The organism is Lysinibacillus xylanilyticus (assembly GCF_001183605.1).
Taxonomy (GTDB): domain Bacteria; phylum Bacillota; class Bacilli; order Bacillales_A; family Planococcaceae; genus Lysinibacillus; species Lysinibacillus xylanilyticus.
Genome location: NZ_LFXJ01000005.1, coordinates 437,093 through 455,848 on the forward strand (window position 1 = coordinate 437,093; position 18,756 = coordinate 455,848).

Below are 18,756 nucleotides of genomic sequence, written 5' to 3' on the forward strand. Positions count from 1 at the left end.
CTGCAGGGGGGATGTCTGTGGATAAGCTACTAGAGTTTATTATTAATGATACAAAAGATGGGAAAATCGATAAGGAATCTGCTATTCATTTAGTAAAGTTGCTAAAACAGTCTGATATAAAAGAAAATCAGCATATTGCAATTATTGGTATATCAGGAAAGATGCCATTAGCAAATGATGTTGAAGAGTACTGGAGCAATATAAGTAATGGCTTAGATTGTGTGAGTCCGATGACTAAATCTAGGGAACAAGATCTTGTTGACTATCTTCGTTTTACAAATACACCTGAAGAACAAATTAAGTTCTGTGAGTATGGTTTTATGGAGGAAATAGACAAGTTTGACTATTCATTCTTTCGTCTTTCCTATAAAGAAGCTGGGCTTATGGATCCAAACCAACGAATGTTTCTCGAAACAGCTTGGCATGCGATAGAAGACGCTGGTTATGGAGGAAACAAACTTAAAGGTAGCAATACGGGAGTTTATGTTGGCTTTGCAAGTAGCTTACGAGATCTTTATTTGAAGCAAGTTTACGATGTTGACCCGACTTATATTCCTCTTTCAATGGTAGGTAACTTATCTGCCGTTTTACCAAGCAGAATTTCTTATTTACTAGATTTAAAGGGACCGAGCATGCTGATAGATACGGCATGTTCCTCTTCCCTTGTTGCTATAGCAACAGCATGTGACGCTATAAGAAACCAAAAATGTGATTTAGCCATCGCTGGAGGTATCAAGATTAACTTGTTACCTCTAGAAAATGAGCTTTTCCAAGTAGGTATAGAATCCTCTGATAGTAGGACAAGAGCATTTAATCATATATCTGATGGTTCGGGAATTGGTGAAGGGGTAGCAGCTGTAGTCCTAAAACCATTAAAGCAGGCTTTGAAGGATGGTGACAATATTTACGGGGTCATAAAAGGCTACGCAACAAATCAAGATGGAAATTCTGTGGGTATAACAGCTCCAAATCCCGCAGCACAGACCGATGTCTTGGTAAGCGCTTGGGAAGATTCGGGGGTAGATCCTGAAACAATCACATACATAGAAACACACGGTACTGGCACACCACTTGGAGATCCTATTGAGGTTAAAGGCATTACAAACGCATTTAAACAATTCACTGAAAAACCCCAATTTTGCGCGATAAGTTCGGTGAAATCTAATGTTGGCCATTCTTCGGAGGCTGCAGGAATACTAAGTGTATTAAAAGGAGTAATGGCACTCAAACATAAAATGTTACCGCCAAGCTTATTTTTCACATATCCGAACCAGTCAATTAAGTTTAGTGACTCTGCAGTATATGTTAATTCAAGAATGAGAGAATGGGAGGTGGAAGATCATCCAAGACGATGTGGTGTAAGTTCTTTTGGAATTAGTGGAACCAACTGTCATATAGTACTGGAGGAAGCACCAAATATACAGATAGAGGGACGTTTTATTCCTTCATATGATGTGTTGGCACTCTCTGCCGGTCATGAAAACGGATTGAAATCTCTTATTCAGCAGTATGTGGAATTGTTAGAACAGGATAGTTCGATTGACCCGTGGGATGTCTCCTTCACCGCGAATACGGGTAGAGGTCATTATAATCATAGACTTGCAGTTGTATATAAAAATCGAGATGACCTACTAAGGCAATTAAAAGATGCGTGCAATAAAGATTTAAAAAGTAATAAATACTACTCTTATTTCAAGGTAGTTCCGTCCCATAAATTAAATAGGGAGAAAAACGATTTTGAGTTAACGGAAGAAGAACGTATTGGATTAGATAAGAAAGCAAATAAAGTAATAGAATCTATACTATCAACTGATTTTACTAATGGTGATGCCTTCTATCGACTTTGTAATCTTTATAAAGCAGGGGCTAACATCGATTGGGATTCCCTTTATAGAAATGTAAAACGATTAAAGGTAAGTTTGCCGGGATACCCTTTTGAACGAACGAGGTGTTGGATTGATATACCTCAGACCGAGGGAAATATATTAGAGCTAGAGGAAGATAAGTACTATTCCATCGTCTGGAACAACGAAGAGATGGATAATCACTATGAATCTAGTAATGAGGGTACTATTCTAATTTTCAAAGATAAGAAAGGATATTGGAGTAAATTCTCTTCAGCATTTAAGGAAAATGGCAATCGTGTCTGTTATATAGACTTTGGAGAAAGTTTCGAACGAGTGAATGAAGATAATTTTATCATTTCTGGAAATGAAAAGGACTATGAAAGTCTCATTGAATTGTTACAAGAAAAGAACCTTACTCGGATTATTCATTTGTCGTCCATATATGGTGAGGAAGAAGTATATACGTTAGACGACTTAAAAAATAACCAAAATCATGGTGTTTATTCTATGTTCTTTCTAGTTAAAGCGTTGGTAAAGGGTGGGCTAGATCAGAGCATTAATATTAATGTTATTTCCGAGTATGTAGCTGAAGTGACAGGGAAAGAAAATAAGATTTACCCAGAGAATGCACCACTTTTTGGTATCGGTAAGACGATAAATCAAGAACATCCAACGATAAAGATCAAATGTATGGACATCGATAATCAGGTGGAAGTTGAAAGTTTGATGGCAGAAATGGGCGTTCAAGATGAAATATACCAGGTTGCTTTCAGAAATGGAAAAAGGTATGTGGAAGAATTCAGGGAAATTCAGATGGATGATTTGGAAGATCGACCGGTAGAAATCAAAGACCAAGGGGTATATTTGATAACTGGCGGTAGTGGTGGTATTGGACTTGAAATGGCAGAATGGTTAGCCTCTCAGAGGCCAGTTCGCATTGCGTTGATAGGTAGAACCCTTTTACCTGAAAGAACAGAGTGGGACCAATTACTAGAACAAGGTGACAGTCATCGAGTTTCCAGAATGATCAACAGAATTAAAAAAATTGAAGAAATGGGCTCATATGTTCATTACTTTAGCGCAGATATTTCTAATGAGAAGGCAGTTCGATCGATCATTAATGAACTGAAACAGAAATACGGAAATATACAAGGTGTTATTCATGCGGCAGGTGTACCAGGTGATGGATTCTTGTTTAAGAAAGACCCTGATGTATTTGATACAGTTCTGTTTCCAAAAGTATATGGTACATGGGTCATCCATCATGTAACTAAGGATGAGAATCTCGATTTCTTTGTCATGTTTTCTTCAGGTCAATCCATCTTAAGTGAGCCGGGGCATGGTGACTATACAGCTGCAAATGCTTATTTGGATTCATTCTCGTCTTATAGGAAAAAGTTGGGGTTAAAAACGTTAACAATAAATTGGACAACATGGAAAGAGACAGGGATGGCTGTTAACTATGGGTTCAACTATGATGCGCTTTTCAAAGCAATTACTATTGATTATGCACTAGAAGGTTTCCAAGAGGTTCTTAACAAAAATATTAACCGTGTATTAATTGGAGAATTTAGTTATAATCCACGATTTTTGTATATGTTGGATAGACTTCCGTTTAAACTTTCTAGCAAGTTAAGAGAAAAATCACAGAAAGTGTTGGATTCTCATAGTAATGATGAAAAAACAAAACGTCAGAATAAATCAACAAGAAAAGTGGACAAGGTTGAACTATCAGGAAGAGAAGATAAAGAATTTTCAGAGATAGAGGTAAAGGTAGCGACAATTTACAACGAAGTTCTGGGATATACGGAAATAGATATTCACGACAGCTTTTTTGAACTCGGCGGGGATTCAGTCATGTTAAATAGAATGCATGCGATCCTTGAGCAGGAATTTCCTAATGCAATAAAGTTAATTGATTTATTTAACTATACAACAATCGCTTCACTCTCAAAGTTTATTGCTGAAAAAACTGGAGTGTCAATACAGGAAGAAGGAAACGATGACATGGATGAGTTGAATAAAATGCTCGATGATCTAAGCGCAGGTAATCTAAGTATTGACGCAGCAATCGAGAAAATAAACCAATAGGAAAGTTGGTGAAATAAAATTTCAATGCAAAAACTACTCAGGATTATTTTAGAAAACACTCAAGCAGGTAATATTGATAAACAAACAGCGGCAAAGATGCTTCATACTTTACAAAATGAAATCTTGGCGACCTCCATTCAAGAAGATATTGCAATTGTTGGCATAGCAGGAGAATTGCCTGTATGTAATAGTATCGATGAATATTGGGAGGGGATAAATAACAGTATTGATTTTATAGGAGATTTCCCGGAAACAAGAAAACAGGACATTGATAAGTATATTAACTATTCAGGACTTGAAGACTTAGACGAAGTTAAATATCTACAAGGTGCCTATATAAATGAAATTGATAAATTTGACTATCGGCTTTTTCGTTTGTCCCCAAATGAAGCTAGTTTAATGGATCCATACCAGCGATTATTCTTACAAGTAGCCTACAAGGCAATCGAAGATGGAGGGTATAACAAATCGTCTATAGCTGGGACTAGAACCGGGGTTTTTGTTGGATATGCAAGTAATGCTAAAGATAGCTATCAAAAAATGATTTATGATACAGACGTTTCTCTAATGGCTGCAGCTGCTGTCGGTAATGTAACAGCTATGATACCTAGTCGAATTTCATATTTGCTGGACTTGAAGGGTCCGTCCATGGTCATTGATACTGCCTGTTCTTCCTCATTAGTATCTGTACATTTAGCGTGTGAAGCTATTAAGAATCAGGATTGTGATATGGCTATAGCGGGTGGTATAAGAATGAACTTGCTTCCATTAGATAAAGAATACATGAAATTCGGTATCGAATCTACTGATGGAAGAACGAGATCATTCGATGACCAATCTGATGGTTCTGGTATGGGAGAAGGGGTAGTGGCAGTTCTACTAAAACCACTACGTAAAGCAAAGCGAGATCGGGATAACATCTATGCGGTAATTAAGGGCAGTGCAATCAATCAAGATGGAACGTCCATCGGAATCACAGCACCAAACCCTGACTCTCAAATGGATGTGATTTTAAAAGCCTGGGAAAAAGCAGAGATTAACCCTGAAACTTTAAGCTATATTGAAGCGCATGGAACGGGAACTGCTTTAGGGGACCCAATTGAAATAGATGGATTAATAAGAGCTTTTAGAAAACATACGGATAAGCATCAATTTTGTGCGATAGGAACAGTGAAATCTAATGTAGGTCATTTATACGAGAGTGCAGGTCTAGTAGGATTATTGAAATGTATTATGATGCTAAAAAATAAAACCATTCCACCTAGCATTAATTTTAACAAACCAAACTCAAAAATTGATTTTAGCCAGTCGCCTTTGTATGTAAATAGTAGAAATAGAGAATGGTTAGCTGGAGATAGTGCTAGAAGATGTGGGCTGAGCTCCTTTGGTTTTAGTGGAACGAATTGTCATCTTGTTCTAGAAGAAGCTCCTGAACTGCCTAGAGTGGGGAAAAGTTCAAAAGTACATCTATTTTTGATATCTGCTCAAAGTAAACACCAATTGATCGAATTAATCGACAATTATCTTCAGTTTTTGAAGAAACCTCATAATGTTGAAATTGGAGATGTTTGTTATACCGCTAATGTTGGAAGAAATCATCAAAGTTATAGATGTGCTATTGTTATCGATACGTTAGAGGAATTAAAGGAAAAGCTTAAAATCATACGAGACGGGTTGAATTTAATCAATGATTTAAGTGGACAGTCTATATATGTAAATGAACATAGAGTGGTACCACAAAATAAAATGAATCGTACTAAAGTAGAAATTACGGAAAGTGAAAGGCTTGAACTTGGCAAACAATCAGCTACTATTATTCAGAATTTTATAAGTTCCGATAGGGAGGACCATAAAAGCCTAACGGAATTAGCGGAGTTGTATTCACGAGGTGCCGAAGTACAGTGGGACAAATTGTATAAGGACGAAGCTGTGAGAAAAATTAGTGCACCAGGTTATCCTTATGAGAGAAATAGGTGTTGGTTTGAAGTACCAGAAGGTAAACAGTTAACACGTAACACAGATAAGCCTGACAAGTTTTTTACCATTGGGTGGGCTGTAGAGAAGTTACCAGAAGAGAATAAGCAGGTCATGGATGGAACTATTATGGTATTTAAAGGAGAGTCGGAGCTGTGTCAAGAAATGCTCAATGAACTTTCAGCTTCTCCATGTGATGTGATTACCGTAGAAAAGGGTCCATCATTTAAACAAATCAATCCGAATGAGTACATTATTTCTGGATCAGAGGTGGACTACCTACACCTCTTACGTAATGTGAAGGATCGGCAGGTTACGAGAATCATCCATATGATGACAATTCAAGATGGTAGATCAATCCGTTCAATTACTGATCTTGAAGAGAGCCAACAAAACGGAGTATTAAGCTTATTTTATTTGACAAAAGCGTTTGCGAAAATGGAGATCACTAATGAAATAGATATTTTATTAATTTCGGATTATACCACTCAAGTAAATGGCTTTGAAGAGCGTATTAAGCCTGAGAACATCACTTTGTTAGGTATTGGTAAAGTAGTGAGAAAAGAACATCAGAATTTATTGTGTCGTTGCATCGATGTAGATGATAGCACAACTGCAACAGAGATTATCGACGAAATAAATGCCAATACAGAATGGATGAATGTCGCATATCGAAGAGGGGTTAGATATGTAGAGGAGTTTAAGGAAATAGAACTGGATTTAGAACCATCTAAACCGTTAGAGATAAGAGAGAATGGTGTTTATGTAATTACAGGAGGAGCTAGTGGGATTGGTCTTGAAGTTTCAAAGTACCTTGCTTCTACCGAGCAAGTATCCCTTGTTTTAATTAATAAAACACCATTACCAGAACGTACAGAATGGGAGAGGATTTTAGAACAAGGGCAAGATCAGAACACAATTACAAGAATTAAAGGTATCCATGAAATAGAAGCTCTAGGTGCCGAAGTAACGTATTATAGTGCGGATATAGGCAATATGGATGAGGTCAGCCGAGTATTAGACAAGGTGAGGCAGCAATATGGACAAATCAATGGAGTCATTCATGGTGCTGGAGTTGGTGGAGCAGAACCTATTGTCACCAGAACCGATGAACGATTTAACCAAGTCTTTTCACCTAAAGTATATGGTACATGGATTCTTGACAAGTTAACAGAAACAGATCAACTCGATTTCTTTATTATGTTCTCCTCAATAGCATCGTTGTTTAGTGCACCAGGACAAGGAGATTATATAGCTGCAAATGCTTACTTGGATGCTTACTCTTATTATCGAAATATGTTTAATAAACGTACCGTTGCAGTTAATTGGTCAACCTGGAAAGAAACTGGGATGTCAATAAAACATGATTTTAATATTGATACACTATTCAAGGCGTTGATGACAAAAGAGAGTATCCATGGTCTGGATCAATTAATAAACAAGGATGTGCCGAGAGCTTTAATCGGAGAAATTAATTATGAAAGTAGTCTGATTTCATTACTTGAACGGTTTATGTTTAAACTTTCACCTAAAATTAGAAAGACACTTTACTCCTATATTGGGCAAACCAAAGTGAAAGCAAAACCAAAAGTTGCTGGTTTTATAGAGGAGGTTAAACTTTCGGGTAAAGAAAGTGATCAATACTCCGCGATTGAACAAAAAATTGGTCAGATTTGGGGAGAAGTTTTAGGCTTCGATGAGATTAATATTTACGATAGCTTTTTTGAACTTGGAGGAGACTCTATTTCAGGCTTAAAGATAGCAAATCTGATTAATCAAGAATTAGGTAAACAAATTGGAGTAGCCGATTTATTATCGTTTGTTACAGTTGCTGACTTCGCTGAATTTATGGAACAGCATGCAGATGAATTTATTAATACGTCTACTAGTTGTTATGTCGATATTGAACCGTGTGAACCAATGGATGGTTATCCGGCTTCCTCTGCTCAAACGCGATTATTCATTATAAACGAAATGGAAGGATCGAATATTAATTACAACATTTATAGAGCTGTAACAATTGAGGGACCATTTGATACAACTAAATTTGAATACACGTTTAATGAAATCATTAAACGTCAAGCATCTCTTCGTACAAGCTTTAAACTAGCAGATGGAAAAGTTATGCAGTACATCAAAGATAACGTTATTTTCAATGTTGAATATAAGAAGACCATAGAAGAAGTTTTGGATGAACAAATAAATGCATTTATTAGACCATTCGAACTTTCTCAAGCTCCATTACTTCGTATTGGACTTTTTGAACTTGCGAAAGAAAAACATGTCATGGTATTTGATATGCATCATATGATTGCTGATGGTATATCCATTGATATATTGATTGAGGAGTTTCTAGCAATCTATGAAGAAAATAAGTTGGAAGAGCTTAAGATCCAATATAAGGATTATGCGGTTCATCAAGAACGCATTGCGGAAAGCGATAAGATGCTAGAGCAGAAAAAGTATTGGTTAGAACTCTTAGCTGGTGATTTGCCAGTACTTAATCTCCCGACGGATTATCCAAGACCTGATATAAAGAATTTTGAAGGACATACAGTTTCCGTGATACTAAATAAAGAAAAGTCTCAACATATGTATAGATTTGCTAAAGAATCAAATACGACACCTTATATGGTGATGCTATCAGCTTTTTACGTGTTACTCTACAAGTATACTGCACAAGATGACATTATCATTGGTACTCCAATTGCAGGACGACCAAGTGCTGATTTAGAAAAAATTGTTGGGATGTTTGTTAATACTCTTGTCATAAGAAATAGACCTAAGTGGGATAAAACAGTTAAAGATTTTCTGTTTGAAGTAAAGAACAATGTGTTAGATGCCTTTGATAATCAGGATTGTAATATTGAAGAATTGATTAGCCAGCTTAAAGTTGAACGGAGTTTAAGCAGGAATCCATTGTTTGATGTAATGTTTGTTCTTCAAAATGTTGGTAATAGCGAGATCAAAATGAGTGACTTAACGATTAGTTCTTATCCTATAGAGGAGAAAATTTCAAAATTTGATCTAACTTTAGAAGTTATTGAGGCAGGAGATTTTGTCGATATTCATTTGAATTATTCAACAAAGCTATATAGAAATGAAACGGCTCAAAGAATACTAGAGGATTATATCGATCTATTGGAAAAAATTTGTTTTGTATTGGATACACCAATAGGTGACCTTCGACTAAAAAGTGAAGCAAACATGGAAGAACAGGATGATCAAGAGGATAGGGAAGAGGTAAAATTTAATTTTTAACAATATGAGGTGATTGTGTGGGATTGGTAGGTGTTATTGGGGCAGGTGTTATGGGAGCTGGTGTTGCGCAGAACGCTGCAGAATCAGGACATGAAGTAATTTTAATAGATTTGACAGAGGATGTTTTACAAAAAGCAAAAGAAGAAATTAAAAAAAATATTAAGTTTCAAGGTCTTTTTAAGAAGAAAGATTCGAGAATACTAGATGAGGATATTTTAGGAAGGATAACGTTTACTACTGATTATGAAGCCCTGAGAGAAGTTGAATTTGTCGTAGAAAATGTCCCAGAAGTTTGGGAAGTGAAAAAAAATGTATATACGAGATTGAATGAAGTTTGCGCTGAAGATTGTATTCTTCTAGTGAATACTTCGTGTATTTCCATCACGAAAATAGCGGCATTATGCAAACAAGCATCTAATGTAATCGGGGTTCATTTCATGAATCCAGTTCCGCTCAAATCAACGGTTGAGGCGATAAGAGGATTCCATACTTCTGAAACGACCATTCAACAAACGAAGGACTTTTTAGAGAGTATGGACAAGGAGATGATTCTTGTAAATGATTATCCTGGATTCGTGTCGAATCGATTATCTCATCTACTAATGAATGAGGCTGCTTTTGTAGTGCAAGATCAGGTTGCTGAACCAAGAGATGTGGATGAAATTTTCAAAAAATGTTTTGGACATAAAATGGGGCCACTGGAGACAGCTGATCTTATAGGGTTGGATACAGTCGTTAATTCTTTAGACATTTTATATGAAAGTTATCAGGATCCTAAGTTTAGATGTGCTCCATTACTAAGGAAAATGGTTGAAGCAGGACAACACGGTAGGAAAAGTGGTAAAGGGTTTTATGACTATAACTATGGCTTTGTAGTTAACTAGATAAATTATTTAAATAAACTAGAGTAATAAGGAGGATTTATTATGGAAATAGCACAAAAGGTAAGCGGATTTTTGACACGTTTTTTTAGAAAATATGAACTTGGTAGAGATGAGGATATCTTTTCATTAGGTTTTGTTAATTCATTATTTGCAACCCAACTTATTATGTTTTTAGAAAAGGAATTCGATATTACTGTTGAACCTGAAGATATGGACCTTAATAACTTCAGAACAATTAATGCAATTGTTGAATTCGTTGAAAGAAAAAAGGTAGCTATTAATAATTGATAATATTAATTATTAATAGGAAAGGGGTGTGAAAAGATGGGAAAGGAACAGAAAATAAAATGTGTTGTATGGGATTTGGATAATACATTGTGGGATGGGGTTATTCTTGAAGATTCGAATGTAGTGTTAAAACAGGATGTTGTAGAAATCATAAAGAAATTGGACGAGAGAGGAATTCTTCATTCCATTGCAAGTAAAAATGAACCCTCCCTTGCGATGAGTAAGTTAGAAGAATTTGGTATTTCAGAATACTTTTTATATCCGCAAATTAATTGGAATCCAAAATCTGAATCTATCAAAAACATTGCAAAGTCTATAAATATTGGAATAGATACGCTTGTATTTGTTGATGATCAACCTTTTGAAAGGGAGGAAGTGAACTTTGTTCATCCTGAGGTACTTTGTATCGATGCTTTAAATCTTGAAGGGGTACTAGATATGCCCGAACTTAAACCGAAATTCATTACAGAAGATTCCAAGATTCGTAGACAAATGTATATGAATGATATTAAACGAAACAATATTGAAGAGAATTTTTCAGGGCCACATGAAGAGTTTCTTGCATCCCTAAATATGAAAGTTACTATTGCTCCTGTGCAAGAAAATGATTTACAACGGGTTGAGGAACTGACTGTGAGAACACATCAACTAAATACAACAGGCTATACTTACTCCTATGAAGAGCTAGATGTAATGAGACATTCAGACAGGCACAAGTTATTTGTTGTAGGCCTAGATGATAAATACGGAACATATGGAAAAGTTGGTGTGGTGATGTTGGAATGCGTGGAGGATGTTTGGACAGTTAAATTGCTCCTGATGTCTTGCCGCGTCATGTCTAGAGGTATTGGTTCACTGTTAATTAACTATATTTTGAAATTGGCTAAAGAGAATAATGTTAAGTTGATGGCTGAATTTGTGAAAACGGATAGAAATAAAATGATGTATGCAACATATAAATTTGCAGGATTTACAGAATATAGCGTAGAAGGAGATAAAGTCGTTTTTGAACATAATTTATCTAATATTCAGGATTTCCCAGAATATGTTCATATCAAAACTCTAGAAACCGTATAGATTTTTATAATAACGAAATAGCGAGGTAAATAATATGGAAAAAATCGCATTTTTATTTACAGGCCAAGGTGCTCAATATGTTGGAATGGGTAAAACTTTTTATGATGAATATGAGGTTGCTAGACAGACATTTGAAGAAGCGAATGATGTACTGGGATTTGATCTTACTAAAATATGTTTTGAAGGATCATTAGGTGAGCTCTCAAAGCCAGAGAACATTCAGCCAGCACTGCTAACTGTTAGTGTAGCAGCATACAGAGTATATATGAAGGAAATTGGCATTGCACCACATTTTTATGCAGGGCATAGTCTTGGAGAGTATGCTGCTTTAACTTGCTCAGGGGCTATACGTTTTTCGGATGCTGTAAAAATCGTAAGAGAAAGGGGTCTATTAACCAAACAGATTATGGAAAGTGATATCGGGGCTATGACTATCATTGACGGAATAGACTCCAAGCTTGTTGAAGAAGAGTGCAAGAAAATCTCAACCGAGCAACAATTCGTTTCCATTAACTGTTATAATTCGCCCCTTCAGGTTGCTGTTGCAGGTCACAAAGAAGCGGTTGAGTTACTTGAAGAAAAGGTACTTGAAATGGATGGAAATGTCACCCCATTATTTAGGAACGCTCCATTTCATAGCCCGTTAATGCAAGATACAGCGGAAAAATTGAAGGGATATTTGGATCAAATCACTTTCTTCCCTTTTCGAAATGCAGTAATTTCTAATCCAACTGCTTTGCCATTCGGGGATTATGGGACTATAGCAGATAAATTGGCTGTTCAAATGGTTAAGCCAGTTAAATGGCAGAAGACGATGCAATTTTTGAAAAAGTATGGTGTAACTCTAGCAATAGAGATGGGACCTAAAAATGTTCTTTGTAATCTAGTTAAAGGTAATACTCCTGAAATAGATGCATTTTGTTTTGGACAGAGGGAGGATAGAAATATCTTATTTGACCGACTTAATCAAAACGAAATGCTTAAAAAGCATGTCCCTACCGTTATAACCAAATGTTTGGCGGTAGCTGTATCAACACCTAACAAAAATTGGGATAATGAAGAGTATAGAAAAAATGTCGTTGAACCTTACGCTAATATTCAAAAAATGCAAGAGGAATTGGATGAGCAAGGAGCACTGCCTACTAAAGAGCAGATGATAGAAGCACTTGAAATGTTACGGACCGTGCTTCAAACAAAAAAGGTTCCAGTCCAAGAACAAATCGAGTGGTTCCACCATATTTTCGAGGAAACTGCAACGTATTATGAATTTAAAGATTTTGATATACTCCAAGAAAACAAATTTGAGAAGGTGACATAATTGACCAAAATAATCGAGGCCATACAAGTTTGCAAGTCCTTTAATACTGGCGAGGTAAAGACAGATGTGTTGAAAAATATAAATTTAGAAATAAATAAAGGGGAATTTGTCTCTATTATGGGGCCTTCAGGTTCAGGGAAAAGTACACTCCTCTATTTGTTAGGTAGTTTAGATAAACCTACTTCAGGAAAAATCAAAGTAAACGGTAATGATACTTCCGAGATGTCGGATAAGGCTGAAAGTATATTGCGACGAAGAGATATAGGATTCGTGTTTCAATTTTACAATTTAATTCCTAATTTCACTGTTGAAGAAAATATTGTTCTTCCCATCTCATTAGATGGGAAGAACGTGAAACATTACAAAGAGGAACTTGATGAAATTCTAAATATTGTTGGGCTTTCTGAAAAACGGGGAAATACACCACGCCAATTATCGGGTGGACAGCAGCAAAGAGTCGCTATTGCGAGGGCTCTAATCAATGATCCAGCTATTATTCTCGCAGACGAACCAATTGGGAATTTAGATAGTAAGACAGGTATGGAAGTTATGAATCTGTTAAAAAGAATTAATGAAGAAAAAGGAAAGACGATTGTACAAGTCACACATTCTAAAGAGGCTGCTGAGTTTGGACAAAGACTGGTATATGTAAAAGATGGTCAAATTGATAACTCATTAAGCCATTCATTATCCTAACTATACTGTAAAAGTGGGTGGAAATATTGTCGACTATTTTTAAATATATCAGTCGAAATTTGTTAGAGAAGAAACTACGCTCTTTTATTGTGATCTTCTCGATTATGATTTCGACATCATTGTTTTTTGCTTCTACTAGTATCTCGGATGTTATGATAAACATTTCTATGGAACGAATGAAGCAATATGCAGGTACTTCAGATATCACAATGAAACCAACAGACAGCTCACCAAATAATTATATTACAGTAGAGGATATTGAAGTACATGAGCATGATTTAGAGTATTCAATCACAGCAATTGAAAGTAGTGGGCAATTTAAGCACAATGACAACGAGATAGTCAATTTTAACGTTATGGGCTATACATTAGATGAACTAGAAACAATGAATACGTTAAAAATCATCGAAGAAAAAGAACTCCATCCATTTGTTGGTAATAAAATAATAATCAATCGAGACGTATCCGAAAAAATGAATTTAGCATTAGGCGATACGATGGAGATTAAAATAGGGAGTGAACATTATACATTTCTCGTATCGGGGATTGCTGAAAAGGTAGGGTTATTTAGAGGAGAAGGATTAAATCCCTTTGCGGTTGTACCAAAAGAGCATTTAGGTGAACTACTTAATTTAGAACACCCAAACGTTGTTTTCCTAAAAGTAAAGGATAAAGAAAATCTTTCTTCTATGATCAGTACATTATCAGAGTCCTATAAAGACTACATAGTGGAAGAATCTATTTCAGATGAAGCGATTGAACAACAAGTCAGTGGGATTGCAGTTACATTTTTATTAATGACTATTGTTGTTTCAATAATAAGTATGTTTATTATTTACTCTTCATTTAAAGCGATCACAATGGAACGACTTACTGTAATGGGAACATTTCGCAGTCTTGGTGCAACAAGAAAAATGACAAATTTAATACTGTTATTAGAAAGTGTTTTTTATGGACTTATTTCAGGTGTATTAGGATGTGTGCTTGGTGTAGGAATTTTATTTGCGATGTCAATGGTGTTGGCTGAATCAGAAGTGAGTACTAATATCCTCCTTGCGATTCAACCGTTAAAGCTTCTTTTCACCTTTTTGCTAGCACTAATTCTTTGTATTTTAAGTTCCATCATACCAATATTAAAAGTTTCAAAAATTTCAGTAAAAGATATTATTCTTAATAATTGGGATAATTCTACGCAACAGTCTAGTAAAATTGTACCTTTTGTTGGAGTATTATTTGTTTTATTTGCTCTGATTGCTCCGCCTTTATTAAGTCGAACTGTTGCTTTACCTCTTGGTATTATTAGTGCAATTTTATTAATTGTTGGGATAATCTTTTTAATTCCGGTTATCATGCGATGGTCTGTCAAACTATTTAGTAGACCTTTTAGCCATATCTTTGGCAATGAGGGACAACTAGCACTAAAAAATCTAAGGCAGGACAAAAATGTTATTACAAATATTTCTATTCTAAGTATTGCAATAGCTACAATTTTAATGATCAATATAATTGGTTATGGTGTAGTATTAGAGCTAAATAATTATTATGATAGAACACCGAAGTACGATGTAATGATGACAGCTACAAATATGGACGAAGAGTTCCTTCAATCTGTAAAAGAAGTAGAAGGTGTGGCAGATGTTTACGGTGTTTATTATAAGGAAAATGTTGCCGTTGTTGATAAGAATTCTTATATCGGTTTAATAGAGAGTGCGGATAAAGATCAATTTATGGAATTCTGGAATTTTGACATAGAGGGAGATAGTAAAGCACTGATAGAAGAGTTAGACGAAGGACACAATATTATTTTGAGTCTGTTGAAAAAAAATCAATTAGGTGTAGAAGTTGGAGACTCGATTTCGTTGAAAATTAAAGATGTTGAACAAGATTATAGGGTCATTGGTTTTATGAATACTTCAAGAAATAGTGCAAACTATGGTGTGGTTTCGGAAAAAAATCTTATAGAAGGAAACGATGATAGCTTTTACTCCATATTTTACATCAAAAGTGATATGGATTCCTATGAGCTTCAGAAAAAGCTAAATGAAAAGTATGTTGATGATAATGTATGGACGATGACCATGAAGGAAGCTGCAAGCAACGATATGAAAAATAGTGAGCAACAATTTACCATTTTAAAAAGTTTCTCTGTATTATCGCTTTTGATTGGTGGATTAAGTATTATTAACAACTTAGTGATTAGCTTCATTCAAAGAAGAAGGTCCACTGCGATACTTCGTTCAGTTGGAATGAGTAAAGGGCAATTTGTGAAAATAACATTTGTAGAATCATTGTTTGTGGGAATGATCGGTGGAATTGTCGGAATAATCGGAGGATTGCTATTGATTAATATTGTCCCGCATATTTTACAGGCAATAGACCAACGTGTTGTTATCCATTTCTCTACAAATATCATGTTAGTTTCATTCTTAGCAGCTATTGCAGTCACCGTAATTACTTCGATTAGCCCGGCATTAAAAGCTTCCAAGATAAGTGTTGTGGAAGTAATAAAAACAGAATAATAATCGCATAATCATTGGAGGTTTGTCATGAATAAACATTCAGTGCAAATGAGGATGGCCAGTAGTAAGTACGAAGGAGGAAAGCGCTATTGGTTGAATAAGCTGGAAGGGTTGACTGATTTCAGTCGCTTTCCATCAGATTGTATATATAGTCCGGATCAGGGATGGGTAACTGATACTCAAGTAATTTATCTATCTAAAGATGTTAGAAGTCGTATGACCCGGATGGCCGTAGTACAGGGAAGCCAAAGGGAGTAGTGATTACTCATGAAGCTGTAAGTAATACAATTTTAGATGTTAATCAGAGGTTTGGTATCAATTCTAACGACCGTATGCTGCTACTATCCTCACTATGCTTTGATTTATCGGTGTTCGACATATTTGGCGCTTTTCAAGTTGGAGCAGCTTTAGTTTTAAGTGAGGATCCTAAAAATAGTCGAGCATTAATCGAGACAATATAACAGCATCAGGTTACCGTCTGGAATTCGGTTCCAGCTCTAATGGATTTGTTCCTATCTGCAACTCAATATTTATCAAATTTCAATGCAAGCATCAAACTAGTATTACTAAGTGGAGATTGGATACCTATCAAACTACCTAAGAAGATTAAACAACGATTCCCGCTCGCCAATATTGTTAACTTAGGTGGATTGGACAAGTATTCTATATGGATATTCTCTTGCTAATCAGTATTGTTACGTTTTAAATTACAAACAAGAAATTTGTCCAATTAATGTGGAGGGAGAAATATATATTGGTGGAAAAGGTTTAGCTCTTGGATATTGGAATAAACCTACGTTAACAGATCAATCATTTTTTGAACATTCACAATTAGGGCGGATTTATAAAACCGGTGATTGGGGAGTTATGCGTAAGGAGGGATATATAGAGTTTTTAGGCAGGAGAGACCAACAGGTAAAGATAAATGGGTATCGAGTAGAATTAACTGAAATAGAAAAATACATCTTAGAAATTAACGGCATTAGTAATGTAGTTGTTGCGGTCACGAAAAAACCACCTAATAAGAATGTGCTTTATGCTTACTATGTTTCTAACAGGAAAATACCTGTCAATGTTTTTAGATTCTACCTATCTATGAAACTGCCAGCGTACATGATTCCAACACACTTTATACCTGTAGATGAGATTCCATTAAATGTTAATGGAAAGGTGGATAGAGATTTACTTGTACAGATATATTCGGATGCGGAAACGAAAGAGTACGTCGCCCCAGAATCAGAAAAGGAAAAAATACTTGTACAGGTTTGGGAAGAAGTATTAAATCTAGACCGAATCGGGGTTCATGATAACTTTTTTGATTTAGCTGGAGATTCAATAAGTGCCCTTTTGATAATAGCAAAATTACAAACACACCATATGAAACTTGATCCTAAGTTCTTATATATGTACCCAACATTTAGGGAAGTATCAAATTTTATTGAAAACTATCATTTAACTGAAGAGGACAAGGAGACGGTGGTTGGAGAAATTAGGTTAACTCCAAGTCAGTGTTGGTTTTTTGGAAAACAGTTTATTGAGATGAACAAGTTTAATCATATTATATTGTTGTTGAGTAAAGAAGGGTTTAATCGAGAGCAATTAAACATTCAGTGGAACAACTTATCCTAAAACACGATGCGTTAAGAGCGGTCTTTACATTCCAAAACGGTAAAGTTCATCAGTTTATTAGAGATTGTGCCAATGAACTTTTTCTGTTTGAGGAAGTAGATTTGTCGGTGTAGGTGATATTGAAACACATATGGTCCAACAAATAGAACAAATGCAACAGGACATAGATTTAAGTAAAGGGCCATTGGTTAGGTTAAAACTATTTAAATTACCTGAGGGAGAGCAGCTAGTAATTACAGTGCATCGTTTGGTAGCGGACCACTACTCTTTCGAAATACTTATTGATGAGTACACTATGTTGTACAAATCTTATAGCATTGGTCATGAAATCAATCTACCTATGAAAACCGATTCGATTTTGAATTGGCAACAGAGAATTGAAAACTATGCTTTCAGCCCTGAAATCTTGCAAGAGTTAGAATATTGGCGTTCCCAAGTAAATGCTGAGATAAAGAAACTTCCTAGGGATAGAAACATCATCCCTAACAAAGCGGCAAGTCTTGGTATAGAAAGGTTAGTTTTTAACGAACAGGAAACTTCACATTTAATTTTTAAAACAACCCAGCAATCAGTGGATATAAAAACCCTTCAAGTCTCTGCACTTGTATTCTCGATAAACAGATGGACAGGTTTTCAAAGGGTTCTTATTAATTTAGAGGGTCATGGACGTCAGATAAATTCTGATATTGATATTAAGCGTTCAGTGGGATGGTTCTCCACACAATACCCAGTTTTATTCGAAATTGATCATTTGATTGATGAATTTGATACTCTAAAAAAAGTTAGTCAAACGTTAGAATCGGTGCCAAATAATGGTGTTGGATATGGAATGCTCAAATATATTTCTGACTTAAAAGAACATACAGAATGTACCGTAAAGAGTATGCCGGAAATTCATTTTAACTATTTAGGGTTAATCGAACAGACAGTGAATTTGGATGGAATATCAGTTTTACAAGTTAGTTCAAAGGTAAAAAGTTTTTTCGAAGATATTACTATTTATCCGATTCAAATCAATGCATATTTAAATGAAGGAAGGCTTGTGATTGAATTCAATTATAATGAACAAGAATTTCATAGGAAAACAATATCGAAATTGGCTGAAACGTACAAAGCATATTTTATGACAATGACTTTTGATGAACTTATTTACAATGTTGATACCTAAACTG

Annotated in this window: 10 protein-coding genes and 1 pseudogene; all 11 read left to right on the plus strand. The window is 35.5% G+C overall.

Translation table 11 applies throughout. From position 1 onward, the window contains the following. Nucleotides 1–17: 17 nt before the first annotated feature. The 11 genes and pseudogenes from ACZ11_RS05165 (at nucleotide 18) to ACZ11_RS05220 (ending at nucleotide 18,752) form a co-directional block, all read left to right on the plus strand. Nucleotides 18–3,938 (plus strand): type I polyketide synthase, encoded by a 3,921-nt coding sequence (locus ACZ11_RS05165; protein WP_049664272.1) that lies wholly within the window; start codon nucleotides 18–20, stop codon nucleotides 3,936–3,938. 24 nt (nucleotides 3,939–3,962) lie between these two features. Continuing rightward, complete coding sequence (locus ACZ11_RS05170; protein ID WP_049664274.1) at nucleotides 3,963–9,173, plus strand: SDR family NAD(P)-dependent oxidoreductase; 5,211 nt, start codon at nucleotides 3,963–3,965, stop codon at nucleotides 9,171–9,173. Nucleotides 9,174–9,190: 17 nt separating this feature from the next. Then, entirely contained in the window at nucleotides 9,191–10,057 is an 867-nt protein-coding gene (locus ACZ11_RS05175) for a 3-hydroxyacyl-CoA dehydrogenase family protein (protein WP_082172678.1), read from the plus strand. A gap of 42 nt (nucleotides 10,058–10,099) precedes the next feature. Continuing rightward, nucleotides 10,100–10,345 (plus strand): acyl carrier protein, encoded by a 246-nt coding sequence (locus ACZ11_RS05180; RefSeq protein WP_201778498.1) that lies wholly within the window; start codon nucleotides 10,100–10,102, stop codon nucleotides 10,343–10,345. Between the two features lie 36 nt (nucleotides 10,346–10,381). Then, nucleotides 10,382–11,422: an HAD-IIIC family phosphatase gene (locus ACZ11_RS05185; protein ID WP_049664277.1), complete on the plus strand. Its 1,041-nt coding sequence runs from the start codon at nucleotides 10,382–10,384 to the stop codon at nucleotides 11,420–11,422. Between the two features lie 34 nt (nucleotides 11,423–11,456). Then, nucleotides 11,457–12,740, plus strand: coding sequence for an ACP S-malonyltransferase (fabD, locus tag ACZ11_RS05190; RefSeq protein WP_049664279.1), 1,284 nt, complete (start codon nucleotides 11,457–11,459; stop codon nucleotides 12,738–12,740). Beyond that, nucleotides 12,741–13,436 carry an ABC transporter ATP-binding protein gene (locus ACZ11_RS05195; protein ID WP_049664280.1) on the plus strand — a complete coding sequence of 232 codons (696 nt, stop codon included), beginning with the start codon at nucleotides 12,741–12,743 and terminating at the stop codon, nucleotides 13,434–13,436. Between the two features lie 26 nt (nucleotides 13,437–13,462). Further along, complete coding sequence (locus tag ACZ11_RS05200) at nucleotides 13,463–15,955, plus strand: ABC transporter permease (protein WP_049664282.1); 2,493 nt, start codon at nucleotides 13,463–13,465, stop codon at nucleotides 15,953–15,955. Nucleotides 15,956–16,212: 257 nt separating this feature from the next. Further along, nucleotides 16,213–16,641 (plus strand): annotated as a pseudogene (locus tag ACZ11_RS27360) (AMP-binding protein). Then, nucleotides 16,601–17,584 (plus strand): phosphopantetheine-binding protein, encoded by a 984-nt coding sequence (locus ACZ11_RS05215; RefSeq protein WP_082172679.1) that lies wholly within the window; start codon nucleotides 16,601–16,603, stop codon nucleotides 17,582–17,584. Before ACZ11_RS27360 ends, ACZ11_RS05215 begins: the two are co-directional and overlap by 41 nt. Nucleotides 17,585–17,714: 130 nt before the next feature. Next, complete coding sequence (locus tag ACZ11_RS05220) at nucleotides 17,715–18,752, plus strand: condensation domain-containing protein (RefSeq protein WP_049664287.1); 1,038 nt, start codon at nucleotides 17,715–17,717, stop codon at nucleotides 18,750–18,752. Nucleotides 18,753–18,756: the final 4 nt, after the last annotated feature.